Origin of the sequence: Cupriavidus sp. BIC8F (genome assembly GCF_032465815.1) — a bacterium.
Lineage (GTDB): Bacteria > Pseudomonadota > Gammaproteobacteria > Burkholderiales > Burkholderiaceae > Cupriavidus > Cupriavidus necator.
Genome location: NZ_CP136095.1, coordinates 1,823,555 through 1,839,356, shown reverse-complemented (window position 1 = coordinate 1,839,356; position 15,802 = coordinate 1,823,555). Strand labels below are relative to the sequence as shown.

General features: G+C 66.7%; 14 protein-coding genes. 7 read left to right on the top strand and 7 right to left on the bottom strand.

Translation table 11 applies throughout. The annotated features are described in order from the left end of the window. Positions 1-17: 17 nt before the first annotated feature. Positions 18-449 carry an RT0821/Lpp0805 family surface protein gene (locus RS901_RS28485; RefSeq protein ID WP_316153855.1) on the bottom strand — a complete coding sequence of 144 codons (432 nt, stop codon included), beginning with the start codon at positions 447-449 and terminating at the stop codon, positions 18-20. Positions 450-649: 200 nt separating this feature from the next. Between RS901_RS28485 and RS901_RS28480 the strand changes: the two genes are divergently transcribed. The 3 genes from RS901_RS28480 (at position 650) to mdoH (ending at position 5,572) form a co-directional block, all read left to right on the top strand. Next, positions 650-1,021 (top strand): hypothetical protein, encoded by a 372-nt coding sequence (locus tag RS901_RS28480; RefSeq protein WP_114134759.1) that lies wholly within the window; start codon positions 650-652, stop codon positions 1,019-1,021. Between the two features lie 367 nt (positions 1,022-1,388). Then, positions 1,389-2,987 carry a glucan biosynthesis protein G gene (locus RS901_RS28475; protein ID WP_316153854.1) on the top strand — a complete coding sequence of 533 codons (1,599 nt, stop codon included), beginning with the start codon at positions 1,389-1,391 and terminating at the stop codon, positions 2,985-2,987. After that, positions 2,960-5,572, top strand: a complete 2,613-nt coding sequence (gene mdoH, locus RS901_RS28470; RefSeq protein ID WP_316153853.1) for a glucans biosynthesis glucosyltransferase MdoH — start codon at positions 2,960-2,962, stop codon at positions 5,570-5,572. The genes RS901_RS28475 and mdoH overlap by 28 nt, the downstream gene beginning before the upstream one ends. A gap of 106 nt (positions 5,573-5,678) precedes the next feature. Here mdoH and RS901_RS28465 read toward each other — a convergent pair whose 3' ends face one another. Further along, positions 5,679-6,266 carry a hypothetical protein gene (locus RS901_RS28465; RefSeq protein ID WP_114134757.1) on the bottom strand — a complete coding sequence of 196 codons (588 nt, stop codon included), beginning with the start codon at positions 6,264-6,266 and terminating at the stop codon, positions 5,679-5,681. A 387-nt stretch (positions 6,267-6,653) separates the two neighbouring features. Between RS901_RS28465 and RS901_RS28460 the strand changes: the two genes are divergently transcribed. Then, positions 6,654-7,859 carry a Bcr/CflA family multidrug efflux MFS transporter gene (locus RS901_RS28460; RefSeq protein WP_316153852.1) on the top strand — a complete coding sequence of 402 codons (1,206 nt, stop codon included), beginning with the start codon at positions 6,654-6,656 and terminating at the stop codon, positions 7,857-7,859. A gap of 19 nt (positions 7,860-7,878) precedes the next feature. On the opposite strand, the gene RS901_RS28455 is transcribed toward RS901_RS28460, so the two are convergent. Both RS901_RS28455 and RS901_RS28450 read right to left on the bottom strand, forming a co-directional pair. Further along, positions 7,879-8,733, bottom strand: a complete 855-nt coding sequence (locus RS901_RS28455; RefSeq protein WP_316153851.1) for a mechanosensitive ion channel family protein — start codon at positions 8,731-8,733, stop codon at positions 7,879-7,881. Between the two features lie 213 nt (positions 8,734-8,946). Beyond that, complete coding sequence (locus RS901_RS28450; protein ID WP_316153850.1) at positions 8,947-10,149, bottom strand: ammonium transporter; 1,203 nt, start codon at positions 10,147-10,149, stop codon at positions 8,947-8,949. Positions 10,150-10,656: 507 nt separating this feature from the next. Between RS901_RS28450 and RS901_RS28445 the strand changes: the two genes are divergently transcribed. From RS901_RS28445 to RS901_RS28435, 3 genes are all read left to right on the top strand, one after another. Next, positions 10,657-10,938 carry an HU family DNA-binding protein gene (locus RS901_RS28445; protein WP_010814166.1) on the top strand — a complete coding sequence of 94 codons (282 nt, stop codon included), beginning with the start codon at positions 10,657-10,659 and terminating at the stop codon, positions 10,936-10,938. 211 nt (positions 10,939-11,149) lie between these two features. Then, complete coding sequence (locus RS901_RS28440) at positions 11,150-11,635, top strand: acyl-CoA thioesterase (RefSeq protein WP_013952870.1); 486 nt, start codon at positions 11,150-11,152, stop codon at positions 11,633-11,635. 14 nt (positions 11,636-11,649) lie between these two features. Continuing rightward, on the top strand, positions 11,650-12,132 hold the full coding sequence (locus RS901_RS28435; RefSeq protein ID WP_316153848.1) for a CreA family protein: 483 nt from the start codon (positions 11,650-11,652) through the stop codon (positions 12,130-12,132). Positions 12,133-12,165: 33 nt separating this feature from the next. Here the strand turns inward: RS901_RS28435 and RS901_RS28430 are convergent, their stop codons facing one another. The 3 genes from RS901_RS28430 to RS901_RS28420 all read right to left on the bottom strand — a co-directional run bounded on the left by RS901_RS28430 (position 12,166) and on the right by RS901_RS28420 (position 15,667). After that, positions 12,166-13,008 carry a phosphatase PAP2 family protein gene (locus tag RS901_RS28430; RefSeq protein ID WP_316153847.1) on the bottom strand — a complete coding sequence of 281 codons (843 nt, stop codon included), beginning with the start codon at positions 13,006-13,008 and terminating at the stop codon, positions 12,166-12,168. 48 nt (positions 13,009-13,056) lie between these two features. Further along, complete coding sequence (locus RS901_RS28425) at positions 13,057-14,805, bottom strand: class I adenylate-forming enzyme family protein (protein WP_316153846.1); 1,749 nt, start codon at positions 14,803-14,805, stop codon at positions 13,057-13,059. Between the two features lie 97 nt (positions 14,806-14,902). Next, on the bottom strand, positions 14,903-15,667 hold the full coding sequence (locus RS901_RS28420; protein WP_316153845.1) for an SDR family oxidoreductase: 765 nt from the start codon (positions 15,665-15,667) through the stop codon (positions 14,903-14,905). Between the last annotated feature and the right edge of the window lie 135 nt (positions 15,668-15,802).

Sequence of the window (15,802 nt, the reverse complement as noted above, 5' to 3'; positions counted from 1 at the left end):
CGAGCGATCAGCGCCGCTTAGTCAGCCACCTGGCGCGACTTCCATTGTCCGTTGGACTGCTTGCAGAACCAGCCGCTCCAGTGCTCTTCAGCGCTGCCGCGCTTGAGGTCGGACTTCAGGCGCCGGCAGGGCTGGCCCTTGTCGGTCTTGCTTTCGATCGGCGTGATGGTGCCGTCGATCTGCTGGCGCCGTCCCGCTGCCGGGAACGTCCATTCAACGGTCTTGCCGTCGGCCGTATCGTTCAGTGCCGTGCGCACTGACTTGGCCAGCGACGCGCCTTCCTTGTCGTTGAGCGTGCCAATGATGGTGCCGCTCAGGTAGTTGTCGAAGTACGCCTGCGCCGGTGCCGCAGCGGCAAACAGCAGGGCGGCACCAAGCGCGCCAGTGACGGCGGCGCGCAGGGCAGGGCGGGCAGGGCTGGCGGTAGGGTCGGATGGCCGAGGCAGCATGACGATTCCTTGTGGCTTCGTGGTGGCGTTTGGGTGGCATTGTAAGCGCAATGCAGCGCCGCGGCAGCGCGCGGTGCGGTTGACACGTGCCAGCCGCTGACCTAGCGTTGATTGTTGCCCCGCGCTTCGCGTTGGCCGGCAGCGGCGCCTGCTGTGCGCTTTGCAAGGCAAGCGCCTTTCCCCCTGCGAGAGGAGATCCAATGAAGCTGCGCTATCTGACCATCGGCCTGGCACTTGCCTGCGCATTCGGCACGCTGCACGCCCAGACCACGGGCAAGGCCGACAAATTCAATCCCTACACCGACGGCGCCAAGCAAGACCAGTTCAGTCCCTACTCCGATGGTGCCAAGCAGGACAAATTCAGCCCGTACTCGGATGGCGCAAAAAGCGACAACGTGACCTCGTTGAACCCGGGTGCCCGCCCTGACCAGATGGAGCCGATCCAGGGCGGCGCGCAGAAGTCCTTCGATTCATATAGCCAGGGTGGCATGAAGAGCGGGAAGTTCGACCCGTATTCCGAAGGCGCCAAGAGCGGCAAGTTCGATCCGTACAGCGAAGGGGCTAAGAAGTAACACTGTATTAAAAGGGCCGGCTGCCGGCCGGCCCCGATCTCCACCAGATTCTCGCAGCCGGCAGGCGTTGGCCTCGCCGGGGCTTGCGGCCGTGTGACCCCGGCGCCCGCAAAGCCTTGTCCGGAGCGGCTTTCGGGCAACCTGGCCAACATTTTGTTTCAAACCTTGCGTGATCGAAACGTGACTTTTGCGTCTCGAATTGTTATGGTTTATTGCGCATCGCAACAAACCGGACACAGTGCCCCGCGGGCCGTTTGCCTCGTGTCCGGGCCTCGCCACTCGGCGCCGGGCCCGTCTCTTGCTGTGTCGTCCTTCGTTCCGACTGCCGATGCCGGTCACCCCGATTCAACCGCTCACCCTGGCATACATGTCACAGATCGCCACGCCACGCCTGTCCGTTACCCATGCCTTGCCCGTCGCCGGGCCGGGGGCTCGCCGCCGCACTGCGCGGGCGGGTGTTCGGATCGCAGCCTGGCTTGGTGGCAGTGCGCTGGCGCTTTGTGCCATGGCAGCCCATGCGTTCGATTTCGACACCGTGGCGGCGCGCGCGCGCCAGCTGGCGGCGTCGCCCTACAAGGCGCCGCCGCAGAACCTGCCGCGCGAGCTGCGCGAGCTGTCGTACGAGCGCTACCGCGAGATCGAATACAAGCCCGAACGCTTTGCCTGGCGCGGCACGCGCTCGCCGTTCGAGCTGTCGTTCTTCCACGAGGGCATGGTGTTCGACCAGCCCGTGCGCATTCATGAAGTGGTGGACAACAGCGTGCGTGAATTCCGCTTCGACCCGTCCGCGTTCAACTACGGCCCGCACAAGGTCGATGCCGGCAAGCTCAAGGGCCTGGGCTTCGCAGGCTTCCGCATCCTGTATCCGCTGAACCAGGGCAAGCGCAAGGATGAGCTGGCGTCGTTCCTGGGCGCGAGCTATTTCCGCGCGCTGGGCAAGGACCAGTGGTACGGGTTGTCGGCACGCGGCCTGGCGGTCGACACCGCGCTCAATTCGGGCGAGGAGTTCCCGCGCTTTGTTGAATACTGGATCGAGCGTCCCGGCCCCAATGCCAAGGAGATCACGATCTACGCGCTGATGGATTCGCGCCGCATGAGCGGCGCGTACCGTTTCACCATCAAGCCCGGCGCCGAGACCGCGATGGAGGTCAAGTCGCGCCTCTACCTGCGCGAGAACGTGACCAAGCTGGGCCTGGCGCCGCTGACCAGCATGTTCCTGTTCGGCGAGAACCAGCCGTCGGCCGCGCAGGATTTCCGGCCCGAGGTGCATGACTCTGACGGCCTGTCGATCCACCTGGGCACCGGCGAATGGGTCTGGCGCCCGCTGGTCAATCCCAAGCGCTTGCTGGTCACCTCGTTCGCGGCGACCAATCCGCAGGGCTTCGGGCTGATGCAGCGCGACCGCACCTTCAACAGCTACCAGGAGATCGGCTCATGGTATGAGCGCCGGCCCAGTGGCTGGGTGCAGCCGCGCGGCAACTGGGGCTCGGGCCGGGTAGAGCTGGTGCTGATCCCGACGCCGGACGAGACCAATGACAACATCGTCGCGTACTGGGTGCCGGACAACCCGCCCAAGCCGAAGCAACCCTTCGACTATGAGTACCGGCTGCTGTGGCAGAAGGACGGCGAACAACAGCCGCCGCTGTCGTGGGTGACCCAGACCCGCTTGGGGCAGGGCCAGACCCGCAACAAGGAAGACACGAGCTTTTCGCTGGTGGTGGACTTCGAAGGCCCGGCCTTCGGCAAGCTGCCGGCGAACGTGCGCATCGACCCGGTGGTTTCGGCCGATGCCAACGGTGAGCTGCTGAAAACGTCGGTGCAGCGCAATGAGGCGACCGGCGGCTGGCGCATGACCATGGTGATGCGCCGCAAGGACGAAACCAAGCCGGTTGAGTTGCGCGGCTATCTTCGCAACGGCAATACAACCCTATCCGAGACGTGGAGCTACATCTTACCCCCAGGCTAAAGCAGCGACCGGCCCAGGCGGCGGCATGCGAGCGCTATGTCGACCGCCTGCCGGTATCGCCTGAAGTGCGCAGCGAACTGCTGGCGGACGGCGCGGCCGCGACGCCGGTCGCACCGGTCACGCCCGTGGCATCCGTTGCCCCCGTGATCGCGGTTACCGCCGACGGCCGCGATGCGCAGGAAGCGATCACGCGCCTGCAGTCTCGCCTGGCGGCCAAGGACACGCCGCCCGCGCAGGGCGGCAGTGCCTACGCCTCCGTCGGCCGGCGTTTCACGATGGCATACGGCAATCCCCAGGTGGATGGTGCGCCGCTGCTGCAGCGGCGCGAAGACGGCACCGTGAAGGTCGACACCGGCCCCGAGCCCGAGCGCAGCTCGATGGTGCCGCGCCAGTGGCCGCCGCATATCGTCACCGGCTGGCTGCGCAATACCTGGCGCCGCATGCTGGGCCGCCCGCCCGTGCCCGAGACCTGGGACACGCTGCACGACGGTCCCGATGCCGAAGGCAAATGGCATCCGGCCGGCTCGCACCGCCGCTGGTTCCTGCTGGGCCTGGTCGTGATCCAGACCGTGCTGGCCACGTACTTCATGAGCAATGTGCTGCCGTACCACGGCGCCGATCCGCTCGAGATCGCGATCCTGGTGCTGTTCGCCGTCCTGTTCTCATGGGTGTCGGCCGGCTTCTGGACGGCGATGATGGGCTTTCTGGTGCTGGCCAAGGGCGGCGACCGCCACCTGATCTCGCGCTCGGCAGCGCCAGATGGCCCGATCGCGCCCGAGGCGCGCACCGCCATCATCATGCCGATCTGCAATGAGGACGTGACGCGCGTGTTCGCGGGGTTGCGCGCCACCTATGAATCGCTGGCGCGCACCAGTCACCTGTCCAACTTCGATTTCATCGTGCTGTCGGACAGCGGCAATCCGGACCTGCGCACGGCCGAGCATGACGCGTGGATGGAGCTGTGCCGCGCCGTCGGCGGCTTTGGCCGCATCTTCTACCGCTGGCGCCGCCACCGCGTGAAGCGCAAGACCGGCAACGTGGCCGACTTCTGCCGCCGCTGGGGCAGCAAGTACCGCTACATGGTGGTGCTCGATGCCGACAGCGTGATGAGCGGCGACTGCCTGGCCACGCTGGTGCGGCTGATGGAAGCCAACCCCGGCGCGGGCATCATCCAGTCCGCACCCCTGGCAGTGGGCCGCGAGACCCTCTACGCGCGCGTGCAGCAGTTCGCCACGCGCGTGTACGGGCCGCTGTTCACGGCCGGCCTGCATTACTGGCAGCTGGGTGAATCGCACTACTGGGGCCATAACGCCATCATCCGTGTGCATCCGTTCATCGAGCACTGCGCGCTGGCGCCGCTGCCCGGCCGCGGGCCGCTGTCGGGTGAGATCCTGTCGCACGACTTTGTCGAAGCCGCGCTGATGCGCCGTGCCGGCTGGGGCGTGTGGATCGCCTACGACCTGGAAGGCTCGTACGAGGAACTGCCGCCCAACCTGCTGGACGAGGTCAAGCGCGACCGCCGCTGGTGCCAGGGCAACCTGATGAACTTCAGGCTGTGGCTCAAGCAGGGCTTCCACGTGGTGCACCGCGCGGTGTTCCTGACCGGCATCATGGCCTACCTGTCGGCGCCGCTGTGGCTGCTGTTCCTGCTGCTGTCCACGGCGATGCTGGCCAAGCATGCGCTGGTGCCGCCGGAGTATTTCACGCAGCAATACCAGCTGTTCCCGACCTGGCCCGAATGGCATCCGGAGAAAGCGCTGGCCTTGTTCTCTGCCACGGCCACGCTGCTGTTCCTGCCCAAGCTGGCCAGCGTGGTGCTGCTGATGAAGCAGGCGCGGCGTTATGGCGGGGCGGTGCAGCTGATTGCCAGCATGCTGATCGAGGTGCTGCTGTCCGCGCTGCTGGCGCCCACGCGCATGCTGTTCCATACCAAGTTCGTGATCGCCGCGTACAGCGGGTGGGGCATCTCGTGGAAGTCGCCTCCGCGTGAAGACGCCGAGACCACCTGGGGCGAAGCGTTCCGCCGCCACGGCTGGCACACCGCGCTGGGCCTGGCCTGGGGTGGTCTGGTGTACTGGCTGAACCCGTCCTACGTGCTGTGGCTGTTGCCGATCGTGGGCTCGCTGGCGCTGTCGATCCCGTTGTCGGTGATGCTGTCGCGGGTTTCGTTCGGTCGTGCCTCGCGCAATGCGGGCCTCTTCATGATCCCTGAGGAGACGCAGGTACCGCGCGAGATCGTCGAAACCCAGCAGCATGTCGAAGCCGCGGCCGAAACGCCTGACTTTGTCGATGCCGTGGTGGACCCGGTTACCAATGCGCTGATGTGCGCGACCGCCACGCCGCGCGTGGTGCAGCCGGAATCGGCCCGCAGGCGTCATGAGGCCCTGGTCGAGCATGCGCTCACGCATGGCCCGCGCGCGCTGACCCCGGCGCAGAAGCATGTGCTGCTGGGCAATCCGTTTGCACTGGCACGCCTGCATGAACTGGTGTGGGGCTCGCCGCTGGCCGATGCCGGCTGGAAGGACACACGCATCCTGGTGCGGCGCGCGGCCAACGTGCTGCCGCTGCGCCCGCGCGCTGCCTGAGCGGGACTGTCCCAAACGAGAACGGCCCGCATCTGCGGGCCGTCTTTCTTTTGCGCAGGCGGCATGTCGTCCCGCGTCAATTGCAATCGATTCTTGTTTGTGTTGGCTAGCGCAGCGCCGCCGTGCAGATGGGCGCATTGATGTAGACATCGCCGATGCGGCGCTCGCCACGGTCCTTGCGCGTCATATAGCGGAACATCAGGCTGATGCCAAGCTTGGTCAGGATCTCGACGTCGCGGTTGGCGCAGATATTGCGCTGCAGCGGCGCGGCGTAGTTGACCTCGAAGCTGGCCAGGTCCAGCATCGGCCCGCGGTAGTTGGTGAGCTCCAGCTGGAACAACACATGCTTGCCGGGGATAGACTGGCAGCGGCGCAGCCGCGTTTCGCCGTCGATTTCGATCGGCAGGGCGTCGTTGAGCTGGCGGCAGGCGCGTGCCAGCACGTTGTCGGGCCGCGTGGTGTTGCGCAGCAATTCAGGCACGCCGGCGGCGCCGGTGTTCTGGCCGGTGGCAGCGCCCTTGAGCATGCGTGACAGCGGGTCGGCCTCATCGATCGCCGGGGCCGGCGCCGAGGCGGCGACATTGCGCGCCTGCACCGGCGCGGCGTTGCCGGGCAGGGGCAGCGGCAACAGCAGCGCAGCCGCGAGTGCGGCCGGGCCTAGCGAAGCGGGAAGCGGCGTGTGTCGTATTCTCATGCAGGCTAACGTTGCCGGGACCGATACTGTCGTCCGTCTCTGCGTGGCCGACGGTGTGGCTTGCGCCGACAGGCTGGCATTGTACCCTCCACCTTGCCGCAGGTGAAAGCCGCGCCACCCGGCAAGGGCATCTGCAGCGCCGGACACGCGCCGCCGTGATCGCAAATGACCTGACCTCACTATTCACCAATAGCGCCAACTTCGCCAGCACCATCGGACCCGACCTTGGCAGGGCAGTTTTTCTGAACGACTGTTTCAAAGCCCTGCGCGCCAGGGCCGTACCGCCTTCGTTATGCTGTGCAACAATTGCGCCTTTTCACGGGTTGCAGGCGCGGGCCGCAAGCAGGCTGGCCGTGCGTGACAACGCCGTTCCCCCGGATACTTTCCATGCCCCGTTCCACCAGCGCGGCTTCGCCCGCGCGCTTTCCTGCCTGGCTGCTGATCTGCGGTTCGCTGATGGCGATCGCGCCGTTGTCGATCGACATGTACCTGCCGAGTTTTCCGTCGCTGGCCGGCGATCTCGGCGTGGACATCGGCCAGGTGCAGCTGACCCTCGGCACATTCCTGGTGGGGCTGGCGCTGGGGCAGGCCTTCTATGGGCCGTTCAGCGACCGCTTCGGGCGCAAGCCGCCGCTCTATGTCGGCCTGTGCCTCTACGTGGCCGCCGCGGTGGGCTGCGCGCTGGCACGCAGCGTGGAGTCGCTGATGCTGTGGCGCTTCCTGCAGGCCCTGGGCGGCTGCGCGGGCATGGTGATGGCACGCGCGGTGATCCGCGACCGGCTTGAGGCGCATGAGTCGGCGCGCGCCTTTTCGTCGCTGATGCTGGTGATGGGGGTTGCGCCGATCCTGGCGCCGATCGTCGGTGGCGCCATTCTCTCGGTATCGGGCTGGCGCGCGATCTTCTGGGTGCTGGCGGCGGCAGGGATGCTGATCCTGCTGCTGGTCCACCTGCGCATGGAAGAATCACTGGACCGGCGCCATGCGGCGCCGCTGCGGCTCGGCACCGTGGCGAAAAGCTATGCCGAGCTGCTGCGGGATCGCGAATTCCTCGGCTACTCGCTGTCTGCCGGTTTCGGCTCGGCAGGCATGTTCGCGTATATCTCCGGCTCGCCGTTCGTGCTGATCGAGCTGCACGGCATCGCGCCGTCGCACTACGGTTTTGTGTTCGGCGCCAATGCGCTGGGCCTGATCACGATGTCGCAGCTCAACGCCAGGCTGGTGCGCGGCCGCTCGCTCGATCAGGTGCTCGGGGGCGCGCTGCTGGCGGCCTTTGCGGCGGGCCTGGCGCTGGCTGTTGCCGCGCTTGCAGGCGCGGCAGTGCTGCCGGTGCTGCTGGCGGGCTTCTTCGTCTTTATCGGCGCGCTTGGCTGCGTATCGCCGAATGCGTCGGCACTGTCGCTCGCCCATCAGGGCCATCGCGCCGGCACGGCCTCGGCGCTGATGGGCACGCTGCAGTTTTCACTCGGGACGCTGGGCGGCGCGGCCGTCAGCCTGTGGCGCGACGGCACCGCGCTGCCGCTGGGCGTGGTGATGGCGGCCTGCGGCGCGGGCGCGGTGCTGATGCGCTACTACGGGCGCTCAGGTCCCCGCTGACACCGGCTGCGAGCCGTCGTCAGGCGGCCTGTTGCGCGGCGGCCTGCTGGGCGGCAGCCTGTTGCACCACCACCATCTGCGCCGGCATCGGTGCGGCATAGCCGGCCTGGCCGAAGCTCTCGCGGATGATGCGGTTGGTATCGAAATAGACTTGCCAGTAGTGGTCGTTGTGGCAGTGCGGACGCACCGCCAGCACCGGGCCGACCAGCGTGAACTCCAGGATCTCGACATCGACCGGGGGCTCGGCCAGCACGTTGGGGATCTCCGCGATGCGGGTCTTCAGCAGCGTTGCCGCATGGGCGGTGTCGGTGCTGCCGGCAAGCTGCGCTTTCAGTTCCACGCGCCGGTACGGGTTGGCCGTGAAGTTCTGGATGGTATCGCTGAAGATCTTGTTGTTGCCGACCACGGTCTGCACATTGTCCGGTGTGTCGAGCGAGGTTGCGAACAGGCCGATCTCGCGCACCGTGCCGGTCACGCCGCCGATCGTCACGAAGTCTCCCACCTTGAACGGACGCAGCACCACCAGGAACGCGCCGGCAGCGAAGTTCGCCATCAACCCCGACCAGGCCATGCCGATGGCCACGCCAGCGGCGGCGATCAGTGCGGCAAAGGTCGTGGTCTGGATGCCGAAGTAGCCGAGGATGCCGATCACCAGCACCACGTTCAGCGTCACGGTGACGATCGAGCCGACATAGCGCAGCAGCGTGGGATCGACCTTCTGCTTGCCGAGCGCGTTCTGCACCATGCGCACGACAAAGTGGATCAGCCAGCGGCCGATGACCCAGAAGGCAAGGGCCGCCAGGATCTTGACCCCGAATTCCGTCGCGTAGGTGACAACCAGGGCCTTGAGGTTATCGAAGGTAGTGGCATCCATCGGCGTAGTCCTTTCATGTTGGTGTCCGGCCGGCCGCCGGCACAACATCTCCCGATTCAGCCGGCAGCTGCGTGCTAGCCCTGCGCGCTGTTGCGGCGCAATACATGGGCACGGCAATTATTGAGACGCCGTACCGGAAGTGCAAGCAAATTATTGTTAAGACAAGCTGCTTGGCGCAGCTTGTCTATTTAGATCAGGACGGCCCGAACGCCATTACCAGTTGGTTTCCCGTTCCGGCGTTGCCGAAATCCGGTGCAAGGTCAGGTCCGCTCCGTTGAATTCGCCTTCGGCATCCAGCCGGATGCCCACCAGTTTCTTCAGCGCGCCATATACCAGGGTGCCGCCGGCCAGCGCCACCACGATGCCAAGCACGGTGCCGATTGCCTGCGCGCCCAGCGACACGCCGCCCAGCCCGCCCAGCGCCCTGGCCCCGAAGATGCCCGCGGCAATGCCACCCCAGGCGCCACACAGCCCGTGCAGCGGCCACACGCCGAGCACGTCATCGATATGCCATTTGTTCTGCGCCAGCGTGAACATATAGACAAAGAGCGCGCCGGCCACCGCGCCGGTGATCAGCGCGCCGAGCGGGTGCATCAGGTCCGAGCCCGCGCACACCGCCACCAGCCCGGCCAGCGGCCCGTTGTAGGCAAAGCCCGGGTCGTTGCGTCCGGCGGCCCAGGCCGCCAGCGTGCCGCCGGCCATTGCCATCAGCGAGTTGATCGCCACCAGGCCGCTGACCTTGTCGACCGTCTGCGCGCTCATGACGTTGAAGCCGAACCAGCCTACCGCCAGCACCCAGGCGCCCAGCGCCAGGAACGGGATGTTTGAGGGCGGATGGGCGCTGATGCGACCGTCCTTCTGGTAGCGCCCGCGCCGCGCGCCCAGCAGCAGCACCGCGGGCAGCGCGATCCAGCCGCCCAGCGCATGCACCACCACCGAGCCGGCAAAGTCATGGAACGGTGCGCCGGCCACGCGCGTGATCCAGTCCTGCACGCCAAAGCGCTGGTTCCAGGCGATGCCTTCGAAGAACGGATAGACAATACCCACCAGCACGAAGGTGGCGACCAGCTGCGGATTGAAGCGTGAACGCTCGGCAATACCGCCCGAGATAATCGCCGGAATAGCCGCAGCAAATGTCGCCAGGAAAAAGAACTTGACTAGTTCGTAACCGTTTTTCTGCGCCAGCGTTTCGGCCCCGGACATGAATTGCACGCCGTAGGCAATGGTGTAGCCGATAAAGAAATAGGCGATCGTCGATACCGCAAAATCCACCAGGATCTTTACCAGTGCGTTGACCTGGTTCTTCTTGCGCACCGTGCCCAGTTCCAGGAAGGCAAAGCCGGCGTGCATGGCCAGCACCATGATGGCGCCTAGCAAGATAAACAGGGCGTCGGTGCCGGTCTTCCAGTTGTCCATTGTGACCTCATGCTCAAAATGGGAGCGTGGGTACGCAAAAAGCATTCCAGCAATGGCCGCATCCTGGTGCCACTTGCACCTTGCCGGGTAAAACCGCACCGGAATGCCGCGTGCAGGCAGGGGCGACGCTGTTGGTATCGTTGCCATGGGCATCGCCGTGGTGGTGCGGATGCGCCGAAATGGCGCGCGGCGGCGGCACATGCTGAACCGTTATGGTGCGTCGCCCCATTTAGGGGAATTTGTCCTATGCTGCTGGTTCGCCCCAGCTGCGGGCCGGCCCGGCGTTGCCGCTCGGCAGGACAGCCTGGAAAAGCCGGCTTCTGGCAAGCGGGAAAAGCGAGGTAAATTGCCCGCTAACCGGCCTCAATCAAGGATTTGCGGTTTTTTTGTCGCATTGGTGCCACTGGGGATTGCTCTACGCGCAACGGGCAGATTAGACTGCGCCGATCGATGGCTTTGCCGCGAGGCACGCACATCGGTGACGACGACCAACAAGGGAAATCAGCCATGAATAAAGGTGAACTGGTATCGGCCATCGCCGCGGAAGCAGAACTGAGCAATGCCGCCGCCGAGCGTGCGCTCAACGCAGCGCTGGACAGTATCAAGAAGGCAGTGGCAAAGGGCGATTCGGTGACGCTGGTGGGCTTTGGCAGCTTCAGCGCCGGCAAACGCGCCGCCCGCACCGGCCGCAATCCGCGCACCGGTGAAACCATCAAGATCCCGGCCGCCAAGACGGTCAAGTTCTCTGCCGGGCAGGGTTTCAAGGACGCGGTGAACAAGAAGAAGTAAGCAGTTTGCGTCCACAGCGTGAAAAGCGGCCTTGCAGGCCGCTTTTTTGTTGCCCGGCACGGCCACGCCTGCCGGCACCGGGCTGCCGCCGGTAACGGCGGGCACGATCCGGGTTAAACTGCCGGCGCCAGCGTTCCGGCAATTGCATTCAGGCAATGCCGCCGTCGCAGGTTCGCCCCCGAAATCCCGCCCCGCAATCCGTACCCGCACCATGAACGACCAGTCCCACCAGCTTTCCATGACCGTGCTGATGACGCCGGACATGGCCAACTTTTCCGGCAACGTCCACGGCGGCACCATCCTCAAGTACCTGGACATGGTTGCCTATGCCTGCGCCAGCCGCTACGCCGGCCGCTACGTGGTGACGCTGTCGGTCGACCAGGTGGTGTTCCGCCAGCCGATCCACGTGGGCGAGCTGGTGACCTTCCTGGCCTCGGTGAACTTCACCGGCCGCAGCTCGATGGAAATCGGCATCAAGGTGGTGACCGAGAACATCCGCAGCAAGCTGGTGCGCCATACCAACAGCTGCTACTTCACCATGGTGGCCGTGGACGACAACGGCACGCCGGCCGAGGTGCCGCCGCTGGAGCCGCGCGACGAGGTGGAGCGCCAGCGCTTTGCCGCCGCCCAGCAGCGCCGCGCGCTGCGCCAGGAAATGGAAAAGCGCCACGACGACATCAAGTCGTCGGTGACCTGAATACCGACCCCGCCATGAAGCGCACCTGCAATCGCATCCGCACGGTCCTGGCCGTCGCCTGTCTGGCGGCTGCCTCGGGCGCCCACGCCGAGGAGATCGGCAGCGTCAGCACCAATTTCCGCATGACCGGTTCCGACAAGGTCGTGATCGAAGCTTATGACGACCCCCAGGTGGACGGCGTGACCTGCTATGTGTCGCGCGCCCGCACGGGCGGCATCAAGGGCCAGCTGGGCATGGCCGAAGACCCGCCGGAGGCATCGATCGCCTGCCGGCAGGTGGGCACGATCGCCTTCAAGGGGCCGATCCGGCAACAGGACAACGTCTTCTCCGAGCGCATGTCGATCCTGTTCAAGGCTCTGCACGTCGTGCGCGCCGTCGACCGCAAGCGCAATACGCTGGTGTACCTGACGTACTCCGACCGCATTGTCAGCGGCAGCCCGCAGAACAGCGTCACCGCCGTGCCGGTGCCGGCCGGCACGGTCATCCCGGTGAAGTAACCCGTGCCGTAGCCGGCGCCGGCAACCGGCGGATCAGGGGGCCAGCGCTGCGCTCTCCGCCTGGCAGTCGCGCGACGGGCGCGCGCCGCTGGCGCGCGCCGCCGCCACTTCGCGGCGGGCCTGGTCCAGGTCGGCGCGGAAGGTGGGGTCGGCATGCAGCCGCGCCACCGTTGCCGCGGCCATCATGCGGCCCTCGTTGACATCGCTTTGCCAGTGCACGTTGCAGACCACGCGGCTCTGGCCGAACGCGCGCCCGCGCGCCAGGATGTCATTGGCGCGTTCCGGCTCGACCTCCGCCAGGATCAGCGCCCAGGCCCAGCCGATGGCGCTGTGGCCGGACGGGTACGAGCCGTCCTTTTCCAGCTTGGCGGCCTCGGCCGGCGTGCACATCGGCGTCTTGTTGGCCACAAAGGGGCGGGTGCGCTTGTAGCGGTCCTTGACGCCATAGGTGGACAGGCCGGCATCGACCAGGCTGCGCCGCAGCAGGATGTTCAGGTAGGGCGTGTCCTTCTCGCTGACCGGCACGCCCAGCACGCATGAGAACGCGCTGGCAGCCTGCGGGAACGTCAGCACGGCATCGTCGGTGGCCAGCTGCCAGCGCGGCGAGCCGCGCAGCGTGCCGGACTGGCGCGCGGCGTCTTCATCCAGCGCCAGGGCGGGCGAGCCCTGCGCCGGCGGCGCGGGCAGCAGCTTCAGGCTGTCCGGGCGCGCATCGGCCGCCAGGTACCCTGCCGCCACGCCGGGGCGCAGCTCTGGCACCGCGGACAGGTTGGTGCCGCCGGCGGCGCAGCCCGCCACCAGGGCGGCGAGTGTCACCGCGGCAATTGCCCGCACTGGGGTGGACAGGGAGCGGTCACGCTTTGCTTGTTCCGTCAATTTGTCGTCCTTGTTTTTTTTGTCGAGTCGGGGCTGTCCTGCCGCGACTCAGGCGGCCGCGTCGAACAGCTTGCGCAGATTCGACTTCAGGATCTTGCCATTGGCATTGCGCGGCAGCATCTCCTGGTAAATCAGGATACGCACCGGCACCTTGAACGCTGCCAGCCGCGTGCGCACGAAATCCTGCAGCTCGGCCTCGCTCGCCTGCATGCCGGGCTTCAGGCTGACCACCGCGGCCGGCTCTTCGCCCAGCGTCTTGTGCGCGAGCCCGACCACCGCGGCATCCATCACCGCCGGATGCTCGTACAGGGTGCTTTCCACCTCGATGCAGTAGATGTTCTCGCCGCCGCGGATCAGCATGTCCTTCATCCGGTCGACGATATAGACGTAGCCTTCCTCATCCAGCCGCGCAATGTCGCCGGTGCGCAGCCAGCCGTCGGCAAAGGTCTGCGCCGTGGCCTCGGGCTTGTTCCAGTAGCCGCGCACGACATTGGCACCGCGCGCCATCAGCTCGCCGGTTTCGCCGGGCGGCAAGGCGCGGCCGTGCCCGTCCACCACCTTCATTTCGCCGATCGGCAGTGCCGGGCCGCTGCTGTCCGGGCGTATCACGTATTCCTCGGCGCTGTGGCTGGTGAAGGTGGACGATGTTTCCGTCATGCCCCAGCCGATGCCGGGTGCGGCCAGCGGGAATACCTCGCCGATGCGCCGCACCAGTTCGGGCGATGCCGGCGCGCCACCGTAGTTGACATTCTCCAGTGAGGACAGGTCGAAGCGGCCGCGCTCCGGATGCTCCAGGATCTGCCATGCGATGGTGGGCACGCCGCCGGCCGCGGTGCAGCGCTCGCGCTCGATCAGCTCCATGCCGCGCAGCGCGTCCCAGCGGTGCATCAGCACGATCTTGCCGCCGGTGGCGATGGCGCCGTTGAGCACCGCCATGCAGCCGGTGACGTGGAAGAACGGCACCGCCAGCAGCATGGCCTTCTGCGGTGCGGCGGGGTCCGGCGCGGGAATCGGCTCGCCCCGGCGCAACAGGTTGCGGATCGGGCTGAAGCTGCCGGCGACCGCCACGTTGGTGGAGTTGCGGTGCGTGCCGAGCGCGCCCTTGGGTTTGCCGGTGGTGCCCGAGGTGTAGAAGATGGTGGCGTCGTCGTCCGGATCGATATCGACCTGTGGCGGCGCCTGGTCTGGCAGCGCGGCCCAGTCAGCCGGGCTGCCGATCACGCTCTCCAGCGGGGCCACGCGCGGCTCGGCCGCGGTGCCGCCGGCACGTGAGGCATAGACGCGTTCCAGTGCCGGGCAGCGCGGCAGATGTCCCAGGATGCGGTCGAGCCGTTCGGCATCGACGATGGCCACGCAGCTGCCCGAATCGGCCAGGCCGTACTCCAGCTCGGCCCCGGTCCACCAGGCGTTGAGCGGTGTCACGATGGCGCCAGCCAGCAGCGCGCCATAGAAAGCCACCGGCCATTCAGGCAGGTTGCGCATGGCCACGGCCACGCGGTCGCCCTTGCGCACGCCGTCGCGCACCAGTGCATGGGCCAGGGCGATGGCGGCGCGCCGGAAGGCATCGTAGGAGACGCGCTCGTCCTCGTAGACCACGAAGGTGCGGTCGGCAAACGCGCGCGTGGCCAGTAGCAGCTCGCGCAGCGTGGGCGGTGCGTTCTTCCAGACGGTGGTGGGGATGCCGCGGATCACGCGCGTTTCGGTTTCGAACGGCGCGCCGGGCGCGGTAAGCCGGGCGTGGGCCTCGGCCAGCGACATGACCGGCCAGGTGCCGGCCACTTGCGGATTGCTCGACATGACTGCCTCCCGGAACTGCACTGCAGGTTGAGGGAAATGCAGGAAAGCGGCGGGCGCCGGCCTACAGGCCGGCGCCCGCAACGCTGGGGCCAGACGCTCAGATGGTCACGCCGCCGTCCACGACCAGCGCCTGGCCGGTCATGAAGGTGCTGGCCGCCGACGCCAGGTAGACCGCCGCCCCGGCGATCTCGACGGGTTCGCCGATGCGGCGCAGCGGGGCGCCCTGGGTGGACTGCTTGTAGCGCTCGGGATCTTCCCACAGCGCGCGCGCAAAGTCGGTCTTGATCAGCCCCGGCGCGATGCAGTTCACGCGCACATTGTGCGGCCCGAACTCGACGGCGAGGTTGCGCGCCAGTTGGAAGTCGGCGGCCTTGGAGATGTTGTACACGCCGATGGTGGGCGAGCCGCGCAGGCCGCCGATCGACGACACGATGATGATCGAGCCGTCCTTGCGGTCGATCATTTGCGGGGCCACCATCTGGATCAGCCAGTGGTTGGAGATGACATTGTTGTCCAGCACCTTGCGGAACTGGTCGTCCGACACGCCGCTCATGGGCCCGTAGTACGGGTTGGACGCGGCATTGCAGACCAGCACGTCGATCTTGCCGAAGGCGCGGTTGGTCTCGTCGACCAGACGCTGCAGGTCGTCCTTCGAAGAAATATTGGCAGGGACCGCGATCGCGGTGCCGGCGCCGTGGCGGGCGTTGATGGCATCCACCACTTCCTGGCAGGCCTCGATCTTGCGCGAAGAAATGACCACCTTGGCGCCCTGGATGGCCATCTGCTCGGCGATGGCGCGGCCAATCCCGCGCGAGGAGCCGGTGACGATGGCAACCTTGCCCGTCAGATCAAACAATGACATGGAGTCTCCTGTATGGCTGCGCCGGCGTCAGGGGCCGGCTTTGTCCTGGCGACGTGCCCGCAGGCAGCATCGCCGGGACATTATGGTGGCGCCGCTGGCCCCAGTCCACAGGTCCGGGTGCCGTGCGCCGGCCAT